Origin of the sequence: Streptomyces sp. G7(2002) (assembly GCF_028870195.1) — a bacterium.
In the GTDB taxonomy this organism is placed as follows: domain Bacteria; phylum Actinomycetota; class Actinomycetes; order Streptomycetales; family Streptomycetaceae; genus Streptomyces; species Streptomyces nigrescens.
Genome location: NZ_CP102609.1, coordinates 4882279 through 4903047, shown reverse-complemented (window position 1 = coordinate 4903047; position 20769 = coordinate 4882279). Strand labels below are relative to the sequence as shown.

At 70.5% G+C, this 20769-nt stretch carries 12 protein-coding genes; 6 read left to right on the top strand and 6 right to left on the bottom strand.

The features are described 5' to 3' along the window. Complete coding sequence (locus NUT86_RS20590) at positions 1–1296, bottom strand: M18 family aminopeptidase (RefSeq protein WP_018092737.1); 1296 nt, start codon at positions 1294–1296, stop codon at positions 1–3. 306 nt (positions 1297–1602) lie between these two features. Continuing rightward, positions 1603–3429, bottom strand: a complete 1827-nt coding sequence (locus NUT86_RS20585; RefSeq protein ID WP_018092738.1) for an acyl-CoA dehydrogenase — start codon at positions 3427–3429, stop codon at positions 1603–1605. Between the two features lie 164 nt (positions 3430–3593). On the opposite strand from NUT86_RS20585, the gene NUT86_RS20580 reads away from it, so the two are divergent. The 3 genes from NUT86_RS20580 (at position 3594) to NUT86_RS20570 (ending at position 6461) form a co-directional block, all read left to right on the top strand. Further along, a complete protein-coding gene (locus NUT86_RS20580; RefSeq protein ID WP_018092739.1) occupies positions 3594–4067 on the top strand; it encodes an SseB family protein in 474 nt (157 codons plus the stop codon). A 209-nt stretch (positions 4068–4276) separates the two neighbouring features. Continuing rightward, positions 4277–5230, top strand: a complete 954-nt coding sequence (locus NUT86_RS20575; protein WP_159487473.1) for a pirin family protein — start codon at positions 4277–4279, stop codon at positions 5228–5230. A gap of 94 nt (positions 5231–5324) precedes the next feature. Further along, on the top strand, positions 5325–6461 hold the full coding sequence (locus tag NUT86_RS20570) for an AI-2E family transporter (protein ID WP_018092741.1): 1137 nt from the start codon (positions 5325–5327) through the stop codon (positions 6459–6461). On the opposite strand, the gene NUT86_RS20565 is transcribed toward NUT86_RS20570, so the two are convergent. Next, positions 6401–8551 (bottom strand): ATP-binding SpoIIE family protein phosphatase, encoded by a 2151-nt coding sequence (locus NUT86_RS20565; protein WP_018092742.1) that lies wholly within the window; start codon positions 8549–8551, stop codon positions 6401–6403. The genes NUT86_RS20570 and NUT86_RS20565 overlap by 61 nt on opposite strands. Before the next feature lie 278 nt (positions 8552–8829). On the opposite strand from NUT86_RS20565, the gene aspS reads away from it, so the two are divergent. Continuing rightward, positions 8830–10593 (top strand): aspartate--tRNA ligase, encoded by a 1764-nt coding sequence (gene aspS / locus NUT86_RS20560; RefSeq protein ID WP_148589301.1) that lies wholly within the window; start codon positions 8830–8832, stop codon positions 10591–10593. 206 nt (positions 10594–10799) lie between these two features. Continuing rightward, positions 10800–12509, top strand: coding sequence for a hypothetical protein (locus tag NUT86_RS20555; RefSeq protein ID WP_266438430.1), 1710 nt, complete (start codon positions 10800–10802; stop codon positions 12507–12509). Between the two features lie 153 nt (positions 12510–12662). On the opposite strand, the gene metG is transcribed toward NUT86_RS20555, so the two are convergent. From metG to NUT86_RS20540, 3 genes are all read right to left on the bottom strand, one after another. Next, on the bottom strand, positions 12663–14378 hold the full coding sequence (gene metG, locus NUT86_RS20550; protein ID WP_274736908.1) for a methionine--tRNA ligase: 1716 nt from the start codon (positions 14376–14378) through the stop codon (positions 12663–12665). Between the two features lie 139 nt (positions 14379–14517). Further along, on the bottom strand, positions 14518–15993 hold the full coding sequence (locus tag NUT86_RS20545) for an MFS transporter (protein WP_342456251.1): 1476 nt from the start codon (positions 15991–15993) through the stop codon (positions 14518–14520). A gap of 343 nt (positions 15994–16336) precedes the next feature. Beyond that, the gene (locus NUT86_RS20540; protein ID WP_274736904.1) at positions 16337–18073 is read right to left on the bottom strand and encodes a vWA domain-containing protein; all 1737 of its coding nucleotides are present in this window, start codon (positions 18071–18073) and stop codon (positions 16337–16339) included. A gap of 542 nt (positions 18074–18615) precedes the next feature. On the opposite strand from NUT86_RS20540, the gene NUT86_RS20535 reads away from it, so the two are divergent. Further along, on the top strand, positions 18616–20688 hold the full coding sequence (locus NUT86_RS20535) for a PhoX family protein (RefSeq protein WP_274736902.1): 2073 nt from the start codon (positions 18616–18618) through the stop codon (positions 20686–20688). Positions 20689–20769: the final 81 nt, after the last annotated feature.

Genomic DNA, 20769 nt, shown 5'->3' with positions numbered 1-20769 from the left:
TCAGCCCTCCAGGAAGGCCGTCAGGGCGTTCGCCAGCAGATACGGGTCCTCGGCACCGCACAGCTCACGCGCCGAGTGCATGGACAGGATGGCTACGCCGATGTCGACCGTCGAGATGCCGTGCCGGGCCGCGGTGATCGGCCCGATGGTGGTCCCGCACGGCATCGAGTTGTTGGACACAAAGCTCTGCCACGGCACCCCGGCCCGCTCGCAGGCCGCCGCGAAGACGGCCCGTCCGCTGCCGTCCGTGGCATAGCGCTGATTGACGTTGACCTTGAGGATCGGTCCTCCGTTGGGCATCGGGTGGTGGCCCGGATCGTGCCGCTCGCTGTAGTTGGGGTGGACGGCGTGCCCGGTGTCGGACGACAGGCACAGGGTGCCGGCGAAGGCCCGTGCCCGGTCCTCGTACGAGCCGCCGCGGGCGAAGACCGAGCGCTCCAGCACCGTGCCGAGCAGCGGGCCGTCCGCACCGGTGTCGGACTGGCTGCCGTTCTCCTCGTGGTCGAAGGCGGCCAGCACCGGAATGCTGGTCAGGGCGCTGCCGGTGGCCGCTGCGGCGGTGAGCGCGGCCGTACCGGCGTGTACGGAGAGCAGGTTGTCCATCCGTGGACCGGCGACCAGCTCGCGGTCGCGGCCCAGATAGGCGGGTGGTTCGATGCTGTGCACCATCAGGTCCCAGCCCTTGATGTCGTCGGCCGGGACGCCGGTCTCCTCGGCGACGAAGGAGATCAGATCGCCTTCGGCCGCCCCGCCCAGGCCCCAGATCGGCGTCATATGGCGCTGCTTGTCCAGCTTCAGGCCGTCGGAGTTCACCGACCGGTCGAGGTGGACGGCCAGCTGTGGCACCCGCAGCAGCGCCCGGTCGACATGGACGAGCCGGTGGCTGCCGTCCCCCAGCGTCACCCGGCCGCTCAGCCCCAGATCACGGTCGAGCCAGGTGTTGAGCAGGGTGCCGCCGTAGATCTCGACGGCGATCTGCCGCCAGCCGCGGGCGCCGGTGTCCGGAATCGGCTTGACTCGCAGATTGGGAGAGTCGGTGTGAGCCCCGACAATTCGGTACGGAGTGGCCGCGTGTGCGCCCTCCGGCACGTACCAGGCGACTATCGCTCCGCCGCGCAGCACATACTTCCCGCCGCTCTCGCCGTCCCATGCGTCGACCTCGGCGACCTGCCGGAAACCGGCCTTTTCCAGCCGCTCCGCCGCATTCGCCACCGCGTGGTAGGGCGACGGACTGGCGGCGAGATAGGACATCAGGTCGTCGGTGTGGCCGCGATCGAAGCGGGCGGAGTTGGTCATGGATTCAGCATAAGGAGCCGGACCCCGCATTCCCCGTGCGCATGCGTCGCGACTGCGCACCCTTCCGGCCAGGATTTCTGCCCTCCGGACCGGTAAACGTTGCGGAGCGGTGGATTCCGGGTTTTCCGGCCGAGGTACCGGCATACGGGGGGCATGCCCGCTGCGCTGTCCTGCCATCCGCCGCACCTTCCCCGGACATGACGGAGCCCGCCTCTCCGGGGGAAGAGAGGCGGGCCCCGTCAGTCTGGACGGTCAATCTGAGAGACCTCTAAGAGAAACGCCGCAGCGGGGCCGCGGAATCCGCGCTCAGAACGCGGCCTCGTCGAGCTCCATCAGCGACTGGTCCACGGACTCGGCCAGGCCGCGCTCGACGGAGACGCCCGGCAGGACGTTGTGCGCGAAGAACTTCGCCGCGGCGATCTTGCCGGTGTAGAAGGGCTTGTCCTTCGCCGAGGCGCCGGCCAGCTTCTCGGCGGCCACCGACGCACCCTTGAGCAGGAGGTAGCCGATGACGACATCGCCGGAGGCCAGCAGCACGCGGGTGGTGTTGAGGCCGACCTTGTAGATGGACTTGACGTCCTTCTCGGTCGCCGCGAGGTCGGTCAGCATGGCGCCGACGATCGCCTCGAGGTCGGCCGCGGCCTTGGCCAGCTCGCCGCGGGCCTGCTCCAGCTCCTCGCCGCCGGTGTTGTCGGCGAGGAACTTCTTGATCTCGTCGGAGAGGGCGGTGAGCGCCTGGCCCTGGTCGCGGACGATCTTCCGGAAGAAGAAGTCCTGGCCCTGGATCGCGGTGGTGCCCTCGTAGAGGGTGTCGATCTTGGCGTCCCGGATGTACTGCTCGATCGGGTACTCCTGGAGGTACCCGGAGCCACCGAAGGTCTGGAGCGACTGCGCCAGCTGCTCGTAGGACTTCTCCGAGCCGTAGCCCTTCACGATCGGCAGCAGCAGGTCGTTGAGGCGGATCGCGGCGCTCGCGTCCTCGCCCGCGGCCTCCTTGACGAGGATCTCGTCCTGGACCGTGGCGGTGTAGAGCACCAGGGCGCGCATGCCCTCGGCGTACGCCTTCTGCGTCATCAGCGAGCGGCGCACGTCGGGGTGGTGGGTGATCGTGACGCGCGGGGCGGTCTTGTCGGTGAAGGCCGCCAGGTCCGGGCCCTGCACGCGCTCCTTGGCGTACTCCAGCGCGTTGAGGTAGCCGGTGGAGAGGGTGGCGATGGCCTTCGTGCCGACCATCATCCGCGCGAACTCGATGATCTTGAACATCTGGCGGATGCCGTCGTGCTTCTCGCCGAGCAGCCAGCCCTTGGCCGGGTGGTTGGCGCCGAAGGTCATCTCGCAGGTGTTGGAGGCCTTCAGGCCCATCTTGTGCTCGACGTTGGTGGCGTAGGCGCCGTTGCGCTCGCCCAGCTCGCCGGTCTCCCAGTCGAAGTCGTACTTCGGCACGATGAAGAGCGACAGGCCCTTGGTGCCCGGACCGGCACCCTCGGGGCGGGCGAGGACGAAGTGCACGATGTTCTCGGACATGTCGTGCTCACCGGAGGTGATGAAGCGCTTCACGCCCTCGATGTGCCAGGTGCCGTCCGCCTGCTGCACGGCCTTGGTGCGGCCGGCGCCGACGTCCGAACCGGCGTCCGGCTCGGTGAGCACCATCGTGGAGCCCCACTGCTTGTCCACCATCAGCTGGGCTATGCGGTGCTGCTCCTCGGTGCCCTCCTCGTGGAGGACGCCGGCGAAGGCGGGGCCGGACGCGTACATCCACACGGCCGGGTTGGCGCCCAGGATCGTCTCGGCGAAGCCCCAGAGGAGGGAGCGCGGCGCGGTGGTGCCGCCGAGCTCCTCCGGGATGCCCAGACGCCACCACTCGGCGTCCATGAAGGCCTGGTAGCTCTTCTTGAAGGTGTCCGGAACCGGCGCGGTGTTGGTCTCCGGGTCGAAGACCGGCGGGTTGCGGTCCGTGTCGGCGAACGACTCGGCCAGTTCGTTCTCGGACAGCCGGGCGATCTCGGACAGCACGCTCTTGGCGGTGTCGACGTCCATCTCCGCGAACGGTCCGGTGCCGTACACGCTGTCACGGCCGAGCACCTCGAAGAGGTTGAACTCGATGTCGCGGAGATTCGACTTGTAGTGCCCCATGGATACGGCTCCGTAAGGGTTCGGGAGGGAGGACCTCAAACGCAAATACCAGCAAGTAGCAAGTGCCTATGATGATGCTACCCACCGGTAATAAGAATCAACCCCTACCGCCCATCTGTGACGAGCGTCCCCCGGCGAATCGCCGACTCAGTACGCTGTGGCGCATGTACGGCTACGACCAGAACGCGGGTGCAGGGCAGCAGCAGTACGGAGCGCCGCCCCCGCCGCAGCAAGCGGCCCCCGGAGGCTACGGCGAGCAGCCGCTGTATCCCGAGCCGTCCCCGCCCTCCCTCGCCGATGCGGTGCGCGCCTTCACCACGGGCTCGATGTCGGCCGAGGACTTCCAGGGCATCTTCTCCACGTCCAAGATCTACTGCCCGCGCGGTGACAACCCCGGCTTCCTGGCGCTGCACAACACCCAGCAGCCGGTGATCCCGATGTTCACCTCGCTCAAGGAACTGCGGCGGTACGCGGGCAAGGAGTCCAAGTACTTCGTGATCACCGGCGCCGAGGTGCTCGACCTGCTGCCGACCGGCTACGGGTTCGTCCTCGACATGGAGGGCGACCACCGCATGGTCTTCGACGCGAAGGCCGTGGAGGAGATGGTCGATTTCGCGATGCGGCGGATGTATGGCTAGCCGCCCGGGCGCGCGGCGGGCCGATGGCCGCCGCCACTGCTGAATCGAGGGCCGGTCCCCCAAAGGGGGCCGGCCCGAGTTGTGTCGGGGTGCGCCCTCGGGGGCTCCGGGGCACCCCTTCGACCTGGGAAAACGCGGGCGGGAATGCGGTGGGCCTTGCGGGTTGTTCACCATTCAACTAAGTTGGCCGAACGACCGAGGAGGCCGTCATGCCCGCTGTGACCGTAGAGAATCCGCTGACCCTGCCGCGTGTGGCGGCGCCCGTCGCGGCGCACACCCGTCCCGTGCTGGCCGTTGCCACCGCTCCGAGCGGATTCGAGGGCGAGGGTTTCCCGGTGCGCCGTGCGTTCGCCGGGATCGACTACCAGCACCTCGACCCGTTCATCATGATGGACCAGATGGGTGAGGTGGAGTACGCACCCGGAGAGCCCAAGGGCACGCCCTGGCACCCGCACCGCGGCTTCGAGACCGTCACGTATCTGATCGACGGCACCTTTGTGCACCGTGACTCGCACGGCGGCGGTGGCGTCATCAACGACGGTGACACCCAGTGGATGACGGCTGGTTCGGGGCTGCTGCACATCGAGGCGCCGCCGGAGTCGCTCGTGATGTCCGGTGGCCTCTTCCACGGCCTCCAGCTGTGGGTGAACCTGCCGAAGAGCGACAAGATGATGGCCCCCCGCTACCAGGACATCGGTGGCGGCCAGGTCAAGCTGCTGGCCTCGGGCGACGGTGGTGCGCTGCTGCGGCTGATCGCCGGTGACATCGACGGCCATCAGGGGCCGGGCATCACGCACACGCCGATCACGATGATGCATGTGACGGTGAACCCGGGCGCCGAGCTGACCCTGCCCTGGCGCAAGGATTTCAACGCCCTCGCCTACGCCCTGGCCGGACGCGGTGCGGCCGGTGCGGAGGGGCGCCCGTTCCGTATGGGGCAGGCGGTGGTGTTCGGTACCGGAGACTCGATCACGATCCGGGCGGACGAGTCCCAGGAGTCGCGGAGCCCGAACTTCGAGGTCGTGTTGCTGGGTGGGCTGCCGATCCGCGAGCCGATGAGGCATTACGGCCCGTTCGTGATGAACACCCACGCCGAACTGGCCCAGGCCTTCGAGGACTTCCAGGCCGGCCGGCTCGGGACGATCCCCGCCGACGCACGCTGACACCACATCGGCAACGGGGCGGCGTTTCACGTGAAACGCCGCCCCCTGCTGTTCCCGGGGCCGTACCCGGGGTGCGGCGTGGTGGACTGTCCGGGTGCGAAACGACTCGGAAGAGAACGGGCGCGGCGCCGAGGGCGAACGGCCGCAGCCCCCCAGCCCGTTGCTGCCGGTCCAGGCCCGCCGTGCCGGAGCCTGGTGTCTGGTGGTCCTGCTGATCGCGGCCGTGGTGGCCCTCGGGGTCTGGCTGTGCGTCGAGCTGAGCGCGGCCGTGACGCCCGTCCTGCTGGCGCTGCTCGGCAGCGGGCTGCTCGGGCCGCTCTACCGGCGGCTGGTGGCGATGAAGCTCAACCGTTCACTGGCGGCCGGACTGACCTGTGCGGTCCTCGTGGTGGTGGTCGGCGGCGCCGGATACATCGTCGTCAACGCCCTGATCGACACCGGTGACCAGATCATCACCTCGCTCAGGGAAGCCGCCAAGGACCTCTCCCGGCACTTCGGTGCGGCCGGGACGTCGCTCGACGACCTCGCCGCCAGGTCCAAGGAGCTGGTCACCAAGTTCGGGGGCACCGCGGCCTCCGGGCTGCTGGCCGGGGTCAGCGTCGTCGGCCAGGTCCTCGCCGCCTCGATCCTGGCCCTGCTGCTGACCTTCTTCTTCCTGCGCGACTCCGACAAGGCCGTACGCGCCCTGCGGGACTGGGCGCCCGGCAGCTCCGCACCGCAGCTGGAGCGGATGGCCCGCCGTGGCTTTCACAGCATCGAGGGCTTCATGCGCGGCACCACCTTCATCGCGCTGATCGACGCCATCTGCATCACCGTCGGACTGCTGATCCTCCAGGTGCCGGGCGCCATCGGGCTGGGCGCACTGGTCTTCGTCGGCGCCTACATCCCCTACCTCGGTGCCTTCATCTCCGGCGCGGTGGCGATCCTGGTGGCGCTGGCCGACCGGGGCTTGGTGATCGCGCTCTGGGCGCTCGGCGTCGTCCTGGCCGTGCAGGTGCTGGAGGGGCATGTGCTCCAGCCGATGATCCAGAGCCGTACGGTCAAGATGCATCCGGCGACCGTGCTGCTGGCGATCACCGCGGGCGCCGGCGTCGCCGGCATCCTCGGGATGCTGCTGTCCGTACCGCTGACCGCCGCCGTCACCGGCGTGCTCCAGGAGCTGCGGCTGCACTACGCCGCGGGCTCGGACTCCGACGACAGCGGACCCGCCGCCTCCCCCGCCTCCTCGTAGAGCTCGAACCATGTCGACTTGCCGTCGCCGCGCGGATCCACGCCCCACGCCCCGGCCAGCAGCTCCAGCAGCATCAGACCGCGGCCCGAGGACGCCAGTTCACCGGGGCAGCGGCGGTGCGGCAGCTCATCGCTGCTGTCGGCGACATCGACGCGGATACGCCGGGCGCCCCGCTCACCGGTGATCTCGGCGACCAGCAGCGCGTCCCCGTCGGTGTGCAGCAGGACATTGGTGACCATCTCGGAGACCATCAGCACCGCCGAGTCCACCTGGTCCGGGTCGGCCCAGTCGTGCAGCACGTCCCGGACCTGCCGGCGCGCCTCGGCTATCCGCTCCGGCTCGGCCTGCGCGACGGAGAGCACGGTGCGCCGGACGGGCTGCGCCGGCAGTCCGCCGGTGCCGACCCCGCAGCCGGCGCCGTCGCGGCGCAGCAGCAGTACGGCGATGTCGTCCTCGCGGCGGTCCACCAGCGGCCCGGTGGTGTGGTGCGACGGCGGCCCGTGCACGGCCTGGACCAGCGCGTCGGCGAGCCGCTCCAGGCTCTCGCCGTCCTCACCGGCCTCGCATGACTCCAGGACGTCGCGCAGTCGCGCCCAGCCGGTCTCCAGATCGTGGCCGCCGGTCTCGATCAGCCCGTCGGTGCACACCATCATGGTCTCGCCGGGTTCCAGGACGAGCCGCGTGGTGGGGTAGTCGGTGTCCGGGACGATGCCCAGCGGCAGCCCGCCCGCGGTGGGCCGGACCAGCATCGTGCCGTCGCTCATCCGGATCGCCGGATCGGGGTGGCCGGCCCGCGCGATGTCCAGCAGTCCCGTCGCCGGATCCACCTCGATGTAGAGGCAGGTCGCGAAGCGCTGGTCCTCGCCGTGCCCGCGAAGCTCGGTCTCGTTGATCCCGGCCAGGAAGCGGGAGGCGCGGGAGAGCACCGCATCGGGGTGATGGCCCTCGGACGCGTAGGCCCGCAGCGCGATCCGCAGCTGTCCCATCAGGCCCGCGGCCCGTACGTCGTGCCCCTGGACATCCCCGATGACCAGGGCGATCCGTCCGGACGGAAGCGGGATCATGTCGTACCAGTCGCCGCCCACCTCCAGTCCGCCGCCGGTCGGGACATAGCGGGCCGCGACCGTCATCCCCGGGATGTCCGGCTGCACCGTCGGCATCATGCTGCGCTGCAGCCCCAGCGCCAGCTCCTGCTGCTCCTCCTGCATACCGGCCCTGGCCAGCGCCTGGGCCAGCATCCGGGCGACGGTGGTCAGCACCGAGCGCTCATCGGGTGTGAACGCCACCGGCTGGGCGAACGCCGCCATCCAGGCGCCGATCGTCCGGCCCGCGTTCACCAGCGGCAGGAACGCCCAGGACGTCCGGCGGAAGCGGGCGGCCAGCGGCCAGGTGGCGGGGTAGCGGCGGCGGTACTCCTCCGGGGTGGGCAGGTAGAGGGCCCGGCCGGTACGGACGACCTCGGCGGCCGGATAGTCGGTCGCCAGCGCCATGTCGGCGAACGGCCGCTCATCACCGGAATGGTGTCCGTGGTGGCCGATGACCGACAGCCGGTCGCCCTCGATGCCGAAGACCGCCAGCCCGTCGGGCATGAACCCCGGCATGGACAGTCCGGCCGCGACCCGCAGCACCTCGGCGGTGGACCGGGCCTCGGCCAGCGCCCGGCCCGCGTCCAGCAGGAACGCCTCGCGGGAGCGGCGCCAGTCGCCGGTTATCGGGGTGTGGGCGGCGGAGGTCCCGGGCTGTGGTTCGGGCACCTCCTGGAGGGTGCCGACCAGCTCGAAGTCGCCGTCGACGATCCGTGGGCGGGAGCGGGAGCGGACGATGCGCTGCACCCGCCCGTGCTCGTCCACGATGCGCAGCCGGGCCTCGGCGAGCGTCTTCTCGGCGACCGCGAGCTGGATGATTCCGTTGATCTCGGCGAAGTCGACGGGATGAAAACGGGAGCGCACCGCTGCCTGGGTCAGTTCCACCGGTTCTGCGGGCAGCCCGAGCAGCCGGGCCGCTTCGGCGTCGAGGGTCACCCGATCCGATGCGTGGTCCCAGCGCCACAGTCCGGTCGCGATGGCGGCCAGGAGATCCTCGGTGCGCATTGCCTCACTTTAGGTGTGTTTGGCGAGGCCCGACCAGTGAGCCGGACGTGACCATCGTCCCAGTCGGGGCGCCCCGATCCGGTCCTCACGGTGTTGATGCGTATATGTCAATGAAGGCGTGCGGGCCGGGACGGTAACCTGGAGCGGTTATGTCAATCCTGGGGTGGCCTTTCGGGTGATCCACGGGGAGAGCGACCGGGCGTGTGAGCCCGTACTCCTTTTCCTCTCCCTCTCCCGACAACTCCTCACCTCGACACTCGCGACGACTTGGATGAGCGATGCATCGGTACCGGTCCCATAACTGCGGCGAGCTCCGAGCCACGGACGTCGACACCGACGTCCGCCTCAGCGGCTGGCTGCACAATCGACGTGACCTGGGCGGCATCCTCTTCATCGATCTGCGCGACCACTACGGTCTGGTCCAGCTCGTCGCCCGCCCCGGCACCCCGGCCAACGAGGCCCTCGGCTCGCTGACCAAGGAGACCGTCGTCCGCATCGACGGCAAGGTCAGCGCGCGCGGTGCCGACAACGTCAACCCCGACCTGCCGACCGGCGAGATCGAGATCGAGGTCTCCGAGGTCGAGGTGCTCGGCGCCGCCGACCAGATCCCCTTCACGATCAACGCGGACGACGGCGTCAACGAGGAGAAGCGCCTCGAGTACCGCTTCCTCGACCTGCGCCGCGAGCGGATGCACCGCAACATCATGCTGCGCACCGCCGTGATCTCCGCCATCCGCCACAAGATGGTGGCCCTGGGCTTCAACGAGATGGCGACCCCGATCCTGTCCGCGACCTCGCCCGAGGGCGCCCGCGACTTCCTGGTCCCCTCCCGTCTGCACGCCGGCAAGTTCTACGCGCTGCCGCAGGCCCCGCAGCAGTTCAAGCAGCTGCTGATGATCGCCGGGTTCGACCGCTACTTCCAGATCGCGCCCTGCTTCCGCGACGAGGACGCCCGTGCGGACCGTTCGCCGGGCGAGTTCTACCAGCTCGACGTCGAGATGAGCTTCGTCGAGCAGGAAGACGTCTTCCAGCCCGTCGAGAAGCTGATGACCGAGCTGTTCACCGAGTTCGGCAACGGCCGCACGGTCACCTCCCCGTTCCCGCGCATCCCGTTCCGCGAGGCGATGCTCAAGTACGGCTCCGACAAGCCGGACCTGCGCGCCGAGCTGGAGCTGGTGGATGTCTCCGACGTCTTCGCGGGCTCCGGCTTCAAGGCCTTCGCCGACAAGCACGTCCGCGCCCTGGCCGTGCCGGACACCGCCGACCAGCCGCGCAAGTTCTTCGACCTGCTGGGCGACTTCGCCGTCCAGCAGGGCGCCAAGGGCCTGGCCTGGGTCCGGGTCGGCGAGGACAACGCGCTGACCGGCCCGATCGCCAAGTTCCTCACCGAGGACGACATCAAGTCGCTGGTCGTCGCCCTGGACCTCAAGCCCGGCCACGCCGTCTTCTTCGGCGCCGGTGAGTTCGACGAGGTCTCCAAGATCATGGGCGCGGTCCGCGTCGAGGTCGCCAAGCGCGCCGGCCACTTCGTCGAGGACGAGTTCCGCTTCTGCTGGATCGTCGACTTCCCGATGTTCGAGAAGGACGAGGACACCGGCAAGATCGAGTTCTCGCACAACCCGTTCTCCATGCCGCAGGGCGGTCTGGAGGCGCTGGAGACCAAGGACCCGCTGGACATCCTCGCCTGGCAGTACGACATCGTCTGCAACGGCACCGAGCTGTCCTCCGGCGCGATCCGTAACCACGAGCCCGAGGTCATGTACAAGGCCTTCGCGATCGCCGGCTACGACAAGGACACGGTCGAGGCCGAGTTCGGCGGCATGCTCCGCGCCTTCAAGTTCGGCGCCCCGCCGCACGGCGGTATCGCCCCCGGCGTCGACCGCATCGTCATGCTGCTGGCCGACGAGCCCAACATCCGCGAGACCATCGCCTTCCCGCTCAACGGCAACGCCCAGGACCTGCTGATGGGCGCCCCGAGCGAGGTCGAGGAGGCACGCCTCAAGGAGCTGCACCTCTCCCTGCGCAAGCCGCAGGCGAAGTAGCCACCGCTGAGGGACAAAGGGCCTCGGACAGGCTGAGGGGCGGCGTTTCACGTGAAACGCCGCCCCGGCCCGTTCGGGGCCCCTGCGCTGTCGGACGGTCAGCGGTGGCCAGACGGTCCCCGGAACGGGCACCGCGCACCGGCCCGCGTGCCCCGACCGCTCCACTCATGTGGCCGTGCCCCGGCGGCGCCCGCACTGTGGTGCCCATGCAGCAAGCCAGCCTCCTCTCCGCTCCGCCCGGCCCGGGGCCGAGGGCCCGCGTCACGCGTTCCGTTGCGGCCCCTGACCTGTGGTGGCTCCTCGCCGTGGCCGCCGCCTTCACCGCCCTCCTGGTCCACTCCGCCCTGACCACCCCCGGTCTGGGCTGGGACGAGACGGTGTACGTCAGCCAGGTCGACCGCCATACGCCGGCCGCGTTCTTCAGCGCCCCGCGCGCCCGCGGCGTCAGCTTCCTCCTCGCCCCGGCCGCCGTGCTGACGACCTCGGCCACCGCGCTGCACTGCTACCTGGCGGTGCTCTCCGGCGCCGGGCTCCTGCTCAGCCTGTGCGTCTGGCGGCGGCTGCTGCCGGCCCCCGTACCGGCCCTGGGCGGCGCGCTGTTCGCCGGTCTGTGGATCACGCTCTTCTACGGCCCGCAGGCGATGCCCAACCTGTGGGTCGCCTACGCCGCGCTCGTCGCCACCGGCTGCTTCCTGCGCGCCGTACGGCAGCCGTCCCGGCAACTGGCCCCCCGCGCCGGCCGGGGCGCGGCGGCCGGACTCGCTGTCGCGGTGGCGGTGGCCGCGCTGATGCGTCCCACCGACGCCGTCTGGCTGACCGTGCCGCTCTTCGCCGCAGCGCTGTGCGTCCCGTCATGGCGGCGCCCCGCCGTGCTGCTGGCGCTGCCGGCCGGGCTGGCCCTGGGGTGCGCGGAGTGGGTCGCTGAGGCGTATCTGTCGTACGGCGGGCTGGTGGCGCGGCTGCGGGAGGCGGCGCGCATCCAGGGCGGCCTCGGCTGGCATCTGTCCTTCGACGACCATGCCCGGTCCCTCCAGGGCAAGACGCTGTGCCGCCCCTGCCAGCTCGCCTGGGACCACCCGGTGACGGCGGTGTGGTGGTTCCTGCTGCCGCTGGCGGTCATCGGGGCGGTGTGGGTGGCACTGCGGTCCCGTGAGTCCGGCGGCGCGCTGCACCGGTACGGCCCGGCGTGGGCGTCCGCGGAGCGCGGCGGCGGTCCGCAGCCGCTCGGGCTGGCGCCCGTCCGGCCGGGCAGCCGCGAACCGTCCGGTGAGCCGGGCGGCCACGGTCCGGTGTGGCCCGCGGTGCGGCTGCGCGACCCCGTCGGTCCGCTGCACCGCAACGGACCTGCTCCGCTCGTCGTCCCGGCCCTGGCCGGTCTCTGTCTCGCCGCCCCCTACCTGCTGACGGTGGATTACGCGGCCCCACGCTTCCTGCTGCCCGCATACGCCCTGCTGCTGATGCCGGCCGCGTGGTTCCTGTACTGGCTGACCCGGCTGCCGCGCCGCCGGCACGCCTGGGCGGTGGCCGCCCTCGTCCTCATCCTGATGGGCCATGAGGTCATCCAGCTGGCGATCCTGCACAAGATGGAGCAGAGCACGGTACGCGCCCAGAACGGCCTCGGCCGGATCTCCGGGACGCTGCGCCGGGCCGGTCTGCGGCCGCCCTGTGTGGTGAGCGGCGAGGAGGCGGTACGGGTGGCGTACCAGGCGGGCTGTGCGTCCCGGCAGCCCGAGGGCCATGACGCCGGTATCACCCCCGCGGGCCTGGCCCGGCTGGCCAGGACCCGGCCCGCCGCCGTCCTGGTCATGGGCCGTAAGCCACCGGCCTACGCCCGTGGCTGGCGCCCGGTCCCGCTGCCGCCGATGCCGGGCATGGAGACCCTGCACGCCTTTGTGTCCCCGCCGACCCGGCCCTGAGCCCGATCCGGCCCTGAGCCCGATCCAGCCCTGAGCCCGCCGCGGCCGGGGCCCGCACAGGCGCGCGCCCGCCCGGCCTCGAAGGCCGGACGGGCGCGCGCCGGGCTTGCTGTCTCCCGGCCGCGGAGAAAGTCCGCGGTCAGGAGGGGATTGCTACTGCTCCGTGCCGCCGAAGCGCTCGCGGTAGGCCTCCAGGTCGTCCTCGGTGATCTTCGCGAAGAGCACCGGCGGGACCGTGAAGGGCGTGCCGGCCGGCACCGAGGCCAGCGCCTTCGCCTCCTCCTGGGAGACCCACACCGCCGTGTCGTTCTCCAGCGCGAAGGCGCCCCGCATCGCCTTGGCCGACGACGGAATGAACGGCTCGGAGACGATCGCGTACAGATGGATCAGGTTCATCGCCGTACGCAGCGTCAGGGCGGCGGCGTCCTTGTCGGTCTTGATCTCCAGCCATGGGGCCTTCTCCTCCAGGTAGGAGTTGCCCGCGCTCCACAGGGCGCGCAGCGACGCCGCGGCCTTGCGGAACTGCAGGGCCTCCATGTGGCCCTCGTACTCCGCCAGCAGCCCGGCGATCTCCTCGCCCAGCTTCTGCTCCGCGGCACCGGCCTCGGCGCCCGCGGGAACCTCGTCACCGAACCGCTTCCGGGAGAACGACAGCACCCGGTTGACGAAGTTGCCGAGCGTGTCCGCCAGGTCCTTGTTGACCGAGGCCGAGAACAGCTCCCAGGTGAAGGAGGTGTCGTCCGACTCCGGGGCGTTGGCGATCAGGAAGTAGCGCCAGTAGTCGGCCGGCAGCAGCTCCAATGCCGCGTCCGTGAAGATGCCGCGCCGCTGGGAGGTGGAGAACTTCCCGCCGTAGTAGTTGAGCCAGTTGAAGGCCTTGAGGAAGTCGACCTTCTTCCACGGCTCGCGGGTCCCCAGCTGCGTCGCCGGGAACATCACGGAGTGGAACGGCACATTGTCCTTGGCCATGAACTCCGTGTACCGGACGTCATCGGCCTCGTACCACCACGACTTCCAGTCGCGGTTCTCCGGGTCGACGTCCGCCCACTCCTTCGTCGAGCCGATGTACTCGATCGGCGCGTCGAACCACACGTAGAAGACCTTGCCCTCGGCCGCCAGCTCCGGCCACACATCGGCCGGCACCGGAACGCCCCAGTCCAGGTCACGGGTGATCGCCCGGTCCTGGAGCCCCTCCGTCAGCCACTTGTGCGCGATGGACGAGGCCAGCGTCGGCCAGTCCTTGCTGCCGTTGCCTTCCAGCCAGCCCTCGACCTCGTGCTGCAGCTTCGACTGGAGCAGGAAGAGGTGCTTGGTCTCCCGCACCTCCAGCTCGCCGCTGCCGCTGATCGCCGAGCGGGCGTCGATCAGATCGGTCGGGTCGAGCACCCGCGTGCAGTTCTCGCACTGGTCGCCGCGCGCCTTGTCGTAGCCGCAGTGCGGACACGTGCCGACGATGTAGCGGTCCGGCAGGAAGCGGTCGTCGGCGACCGAGAAGACCTGGCGGATCGCCCGCTCCTCGATGAAGCCGTTCTCGTGCAGCTTGCGCGCGAAGTGCTGCGTCAGCTCCACGTTCTCCCGCGACGAGCTCCGCCCGAAGTAGTCGAATTCGAGGCCGAAGCCCTCGTAGATCGCCTTCTGCTTGTCGTGCTGCTCGGCACAGAACGCGTCGACCGACTGCCCCGCGTCCTTCGCCGCCAGCTCGGCGGGGGTCCCGTGCTCGTCCGTCGCGCAGATGTAGAGCACATCGTGCCCGCGCTGCCGCATATACCGGGCATAGACATCGGCCGGGAGCATGGACCCCACCATGTTGCCCAGGTGCTTGATCCCGTTGATATACGGAAGGGCGCTGGTGATGAGGTGTCGAGCCATTGCCGGCTGCTCCCAAGTCGCTACGGTGAGTGAGGATTTGCTTTACGGAACGTCAATATCGTACTGGACGGGCCAGGGGTGACCGCGCGGGTTTTCCGGCGGTGGACGAGGCCCTGCTCACCCCGCCCGCCGCCCGCTCTCACACGGCCGCGTCCGCCGACTCGGCGCTGTCCCCCGCCGGGGTCCGGCCGTGCTTCGGCGCCCGGCCGTTGACCATGAGTCCGGCGACGAGCGCGGCGAGCAGCATGATCACCGACGCCACCCCGATGGCGACGGTGAAGCCGTGCACCACCCCGTCCTTCACGATCTGGTCCCGCACCGCCGGGGTGAGCCCGAGCCCGCCGCCCTTCCGGGCCGCGTCCGCCAGGTGATCCGTGATGAACACCGCACTCGTCGAGGTGGCGATCGTGTTCAGCAGCGCCGTACCGATCGAACCACCCACCTGCTGCGCCGTGTTGACCGTCGCGGACGTGACACCGGAGTCGTGCGGGGCCACGCCGGACGTGGCCGTCGCCATCACCGGCATGAAGATCAGGCCCATCCCGAGCCCGACGAGCAGCATGGCCGGCAGTACATGCGACACATATGCGGGCAGGGCGGTCAGATGCGTCAGGGTGAAGAGCCCCGCGGCGGCGAGCAGCGCGCCCGGGACCATCAGGAACCGCGGCGGGATCCGGTGCAGCAGCCGCGCCGAGATCTGGGTCGAGCCGACCACGATCGCCGCCACCATCGGGAGGAAGGCCATCCCGGTCCTGACCGGTGAATAGCCGAGCACGGTCTGCAGGTAGTAGGTCATGAACAGGAACATCCCGAACATCGCGATGACCGCCAGCCCCATGGTCAGGAAGGCGCCCCCGCGATTCCGGTCCCGCACGATGTGCAGCGGCAGCAGGGGGTGCGGCGCCCGCGTCTGCCACCACGCAAAGACGGCCAGCAGCATCGCACCGCCCACCAGCAGGCCGATGACCAGCCCGTCACCCCACCCCCGTGGCTGCGCCTCACTGCACCCGTAAACGATCGCGACCAGACCGCCGCAGCCCAGCACCGCACCCGGAATGTCCAGGTGAACGCGGCCCCGCTCCGTCTTGTCGTGCAGAAACACCGCGGCCCCCACGAAGGCGATCACCGCGATCGGCACATTCACATACAGACACCAGCGCCAGTCCAGGTACTCGGTCAGCAGCCCGCCGGCGATCAGTCCGATGGCCGCGCCGCCGCCCGCGATGGCCCCGTAGATCCCGAAGGCCTTGCTCCGCTCCTTCCCGATGGTGAACGTCGTGGTGAGCAGCGACAGCGCGGACGGGGCCAGCAGCGCCCCGAAGGCACCCTGCAGCGCCCGCGCCCCGAACAGCAGCCCGGACCCGGTGGCCGCACCGCCCAGCCCCGACGCGACCGCGAACCCGACCAGCCCGATCATGAACGTCCGCTTCCGCCCCACCAGGTCGGCGATCCGCCCGCCGAGGAGCAGCAGCCCGCCGAACGCCAGCGTGTACGCGGTGATCACCCACTGCCGGTTGGCGTCCGACATCCCCAGATCCCGCTGGGCCGACGGCAGCGCGATGTTCACGATGGTCGCGTCCAGCACCACCATCAGCTGCGCAATCGCAATCACCACAAGGCCCCACCAGCGCCGGGGATCCGGCTTCGCGGGCGTGGCCCAACGGGGAGTGCCGGTCCTGGGAGGGCGAGCTGGGCCTCCCTCTTGGCTCGCGTCACTCATCACGGCCCGCCTCGCTCGGCTGGTACGGCCACCCCGGCCACCCGCCGCCCCACCCCGGAGCAACCGGATCAAACGGAGCGCTTCACCCATTCAGCGTAGGTAGGGGCGCGGGGCCTCGCCTCTTGTGGTGTGCGTCGGCGCGGTGGTCAGGGGGCACGCACGACGGCGGCCGCGGGCGGGCCCGGGGGGGCCCCCCCCGCGGCCGGTGAGGTGTCGGGTGTGGTGGAGGTGCGGGTGGTCAGCTGTCCTTGAGGACGCCGGCCGTGCGGGCCTCGGCGAGCCACTCGGGGAACTCGACCATCAGCTGCTGGTAGAGCGCGTCGTGGGAGAGGCTGCGCGGGTCGCGGCCGGCGTGGAAGAAGCCGGCGTTGTCGACGGCGCGCTTCTCCGGGACGGCCAGGTCGTCCAGCTTGCGGAGGAAGTCGAAGCCCTTGGCGTCCGGGTCACCGAAGCCGATGAACTGCCAGAAGATGGGGAGTCCGGCCGCCTCGCAGAGGGCCTTCTCGGCGGCCGGCTTGGAGGTCGGGGCGCCGTCGGTCTGGAAGATGACGAAGGCCGGGGCGGTGGCGCCGGACTTCTTGTAGTGCTCGACGACCGCGTTGATGGCCCAGTGGTAGTTCGTACGGCCCATGTGGCCCAGGCCGGAGTGCAGTTCCTCGATGCGGCCCTCGTAGTTGGTGAGGTCGATCTCGGCGGTGCCGTCGATGTCGGTGGAGAAGAAGATGACCGGGACGGTGGCGTCGTCGTCGAGGTGGGCGGAGAGGCCGAGGGCCTGCTCGGCGAGGTTCTGGACGGTGCCGTCCTTGTAGTAGTTGCGCATCGAGCCGGAGCGGTCCAGGACCAGGTAGACGGCGGCGCGCTGGGTGGCGAGGCCGTGCTTGTCCAGGGTGCTGCCCGCGGACTTGTAGAGGCTGACCAGGGCGGGGGCGACGGAGGGCAGCGAGGCCGCGGCGGCGGGGGCGGTGACGGAAGCGGTGCCGGCCTCGGGCTCGGCCTGGGGCTCGGCCTCGGGCTGGTCCGCTGCCGGCTGGTCGGCCTCCGGCGCTGCGGCCTTCGGCTCGGCCGTCTTGGGCTCCGCGGCCTTCGGCTCGTCCTTGGGCTGCTCGGCCGCGGGCTTCGCCTCAGCCTCCGGTGCCGGTGCCGGTTCCGGCGTGGCCTCGGGCTCGGTGGTGGGCTGCGCCTCCGCCGCCACGGGTTCCGGCTTCGCCTCGGCCTCGGGCTCCGGCTGCTGTACGGGCTCCGGCTCGGCCGCCGCCTTCTTGCCCGCCGCCGACTCCGCCGCCGGGTCGGACGCGGGCTCCGCGACCGCCTCGGGCTCTGCGTCCGCCTCGGGCTCCGCGACGGCCTTGGCCTCGGGCTCCGCGACGGCCTTCGCGACCGCCTCGGCCTCAGGCTCAGCGACCGCCTCCACCTCGGGCTCCGCGACGGCCTTGATCTCGGGCTCGGCCGCCGGCTCCGCCCTCGCCTCGGCCGCCACCTCGGGCTCCGGTCCGGCGGAGTCGGCGGCGGGCTCGGCGGTGGCCGTCGGTGCCGGGTTCGGGTTGTCGAAGGCCTGGCTCACGAGATCGGCGACGGCGTCGTCCTGGGCCGCAGCCGCCTCCTTGGCCGGGCCCGCCTCGGGCTCCTTGGCCTCCTCGACCGCTTCGACGGCCTCGGCCGGGGCCGACGGCGTGGCCGTCGTGGCGGCGTCCGACGCGGTCTCGGCCGCGGCCCGGTCCGCACGGTCCGCGCGGCTGCCCTGCGCGGGCAGCGTTGCGGTGGTCGGAGCCGGGTCCGCGACGGGGGCCTCCGAGGGGGCCGTCCGGGCGGCCGGAACCTCGGCTTCCGGGGTGGCGGGGGCCGGTGTGGACTCCTCGCGGGCCTCCGGGATCGTCGCGGACTCCGGCTTGTCGGCGCCGCTCGGGGCCGCGCCGGTTTCTTCACGGGTCGCCTTGGAGCGACCGAAAGCGTTGCGCAGCAGACTCCGAATGCCCATCGGCGAACCTCTCTTGCGTGTGCTGGGTGCGGCGTATGTCCGTGAAGCACAGACATGTCCCTGACCAGGACGGATACGTAAGCGTAGCGGCCGGGACCGGCCTCATCGTGGGACCCCGCGCCTTGTGTGGTGGGCCATCCGGGGGCTGTGGCGGGGTAAAGGGTTTCGGCCGGGGTGCCGGAGTCCCGCCGAGAAGACATCGGTCCTGCGTACGAGGTTGATCATCAGTGTGAACACCACCGCGGCGCAGGGTCCCGTGCGGGATTTTCGATACCGGACTGAATCCTTCCCGCGATCTGCGCCGCCGTCGTACCTGCCGTTTTGACCTTCCCTGGATCCGGGATTGACCCCTCGTACGGTGCCGCGCGGGCCTGCCGTACCCCCGGATTCACCGTCTGTTCATGTTTGCGTCGTCGTGTGGCGGAACGGCCCCCTTAGCGTCGCGGCGAACCATGACCGCGAACCGAACGCTTGCGCTCGAATCCGTTCGACTGCGCTCAAAACCGTTCGACATCGTTCGACACCGCTAAAGAGGGGGAAATGTGCGCAAGTTCCTGCCGTTGATCGGCTCGCATCCTGGTGGGCGTTCGGCCCTGACGTGCCGGTACCGCTGTGGTGACGCCTGTTTTCACGAGACGCCCAATACGAGCGACAACGCCTATGTCGGTGAGGTCATCGCCGGTGCGCTGTCCCGGCGTTCGATGGTGCGGGCCGCCGCGGTCGTGACGGTGGCGGCGGCAGCCGGGGGCGTGGCGGGCGGCGTGGGGGCGCCGGCGGCCGTGGCGGCGCCGGGTCCTGGCCAGGCGTCACGGGGCGGGAAGGGCCACAAGGCGGCGCGCGGGCTGCGGTTCGCCACGGTGGCGCCGAATACGGCCGATGCGGTGGTCGTCCCGGAGGGGCATGCCCAGAACATCGTCGTCCGGTGGGGCGACCCGATTCTGCGTGGGGCGCCGGCGTTCGACCCGGACCGGCAGTCGGCGAAGGCGCAGGCGGGGCAGTTCGGTTACAACAACGACTACATGGCCGTGCTGGACGTGCCGGGCGAGCGGCACCGGCAGCTGATGGTGATCAACCACGAGTACACCGACGAGCAGCTGATGTTCGCCGGGTACGACGCGGAGGCGCCGACGCGGGAGCAGGCCGAGATCGGCTGGGCGGCGCACGGGCTGTCCGTGCTGGTCGTTCAGGAGGAGGGGCACAGCGGGCGGCTGACGGCGGTGCCCCGGCACCGGCTCAACCGGCGGATCACCGGCACCACGCCGTTCGACGTCACCGGCCCCGCGGCGGGCAGCGATCTGCTGAAGACCTCCGCCGATCCCGAGGGGAAGCGGATTCTCGGGACGCTCAACAACTGCGGCGGTGGCATCACGCCGTGGGGAACGGTGCTGTCCGGCGAGGAGAATTTCAACCAGTATTTCGCCAATGGGGGCAGTGTCACCGACCCGACGGCGGCGGCCCGGCTCAAGCGGTACGGCATCACCGGCGGGGCGAGCCAGCGCAAGTGGGAGCGGTTCGACAAGCGCTTCGATGTGGTGCGGGAGCCGAATGAGGCGCACCGGTTCGGATGGGTCGTGGAGATCGATCCCTACGATCCCGAGTCGACGCCGCGGAAGCTGACGGCGCTGGGGCGGTTCAAGCACGAGGCGGCCGAACCGCGCCTGACGGCGGACGGCCGGCCCGTTCTCTACATGGGCGATGACGAGAAGTTCGATTACTTCTACAAGTTCGTCTCCGCCCGGCGGATGAAGCGCGGGACTTCGCGGGCCGCGCGGGAGCACAACCGGACGCTGCTGGACGAGGGGACGCTCTATGCGGCCAAGTTCACCGGTGACAGCGCGGGGGAGATCGACGGGTCGGGCAAGCTGCCGAAGGACGGCGCGTTCGACGGGTCGGGGGAGTGGATTCCGCTGGCGAGCGGTGACACCTCGTATGTGCCGGGAATGACGGCGGAAGAGGTGTACGTCTTCACGCGGATCGCCGCCGACAAGGTGGGTGCCACGAAGATGGACCGGCCGGAGGACGTCGAGCCCAGCCCGCGGACCGGACGGGTCTATATCGCGCTGACCAACAACAGCGACCGGGGGAAGACCGGCAAGGCTCCGGCGGACGAGGTCAATCCGCGCAAGGAGAACAAGCACGGCCAGGTCCTGGAACTGAGCGAGCGGTGCGACGACCCGGCGGCGGACCGTTTCGACTGGCGGCTGTTCCTGGTCTGCGGTGACCCGGAGGACCCGGCGACCTATTTCGGCGGATTCCCCAAGGACCAGGTCAGCCCGATTTCCTGCCCGGACAACATCACCTTTGATGTGCACGGAAATCTGTGGATATCGACCGACGGAAATGCGCTGGGCAGCCATGACGGGCTGTTCGGCGTGGCGACCGCGGGGGAACGGCGGGGCGAGGTCAGGCAGTTCCTGACGGTGCCCACGGGGGCCGAGACCTGCGGGCCGGTCGTGCAGGAGCGGCGGGTGCTGGTCGCCGTGCAGCATCCGGGTGAGGTGGACGGGGCGAGCGTGGAGCGGCCCGCCTCGCAATGGCCCGACGGGGAAGGGGAGTTGGTCCGGCCGTCCGTGGTGAGCGTGTGGCGGAAGGACGGACGGGACATCGGGATGTGAGAGCGGACGGCGGCCCCGTGGGGCGGGTACCGGCTCCCCGTCCCACAGGCCGCTGCCCCTCCCGCGGGCCCTGGGCCGGTC

Bases quoted from the DNA above. Each gene is read 5' to 3' on its own strand.
- NUT86_RS20555 (WP_266438430.1), top strand. From the start codon at position 10,800: ATGCAGCAAGCCAGCCTCCTCTCCGCTCCGCCCGGCCCGGGGCCGAGG.
- NUT86_RS20580 (WP_018092739.1), top strand. From the start codon at position 3,594: ATGTACGGCTACGACCAGAACGCGGGTGCAGGGCAGCAGCAGTACGGA.
- NUT86_RS20575 (WP_159487473.1), top strand. From the start codon at position 4,277: ATGCCCGCTGTGACCGTAGAGAATCCGCTGACCCTGCCGCGTGTGGCG.
- NUT86_RS20540 (WP_274736904.1), bottom strand. From the start codon at position 18,073: ATGGGCATTCGGAGTCTGCTGCGCAACGCTTTCGGTCGCTCCAAGGCG.
- NUT86_RS20590 (WP_018092737.1), bottom strand. From the start codon at position 1,296: ATGACCAACTCCGCCCGCTTCGATCGCGGCCACACCGACGACCTGATG.
- NUT86_RS20565 (WP_018092742.1), bottom strand. From the start codon at position 8,551: ATGCGCACCGAGGATCTCCTGGCCGCCATCGCGACCGGACTGTGGCGC.
- metG (WP_274736908.1), bottom strand. From the start codon at position 14,378: ATGGCTCGACACCTCATCACCAGCGCCCTTCCGTATATCAACGGGATC.
- NUT86_RS20585 (WP_018092738.1), bottom strand. From the start codon at position 3,429: ATGGGGCACTACAAGTCGAATCTCCGCGACATCGAGTTCAACCTCTTC.
- aspS (WP_148589301.1), top strand. From the start codon at position 8,830: ATGCATCGGTACCGGTCCCATAACTGCGGCGAGCTCCGAGCCACGGAC.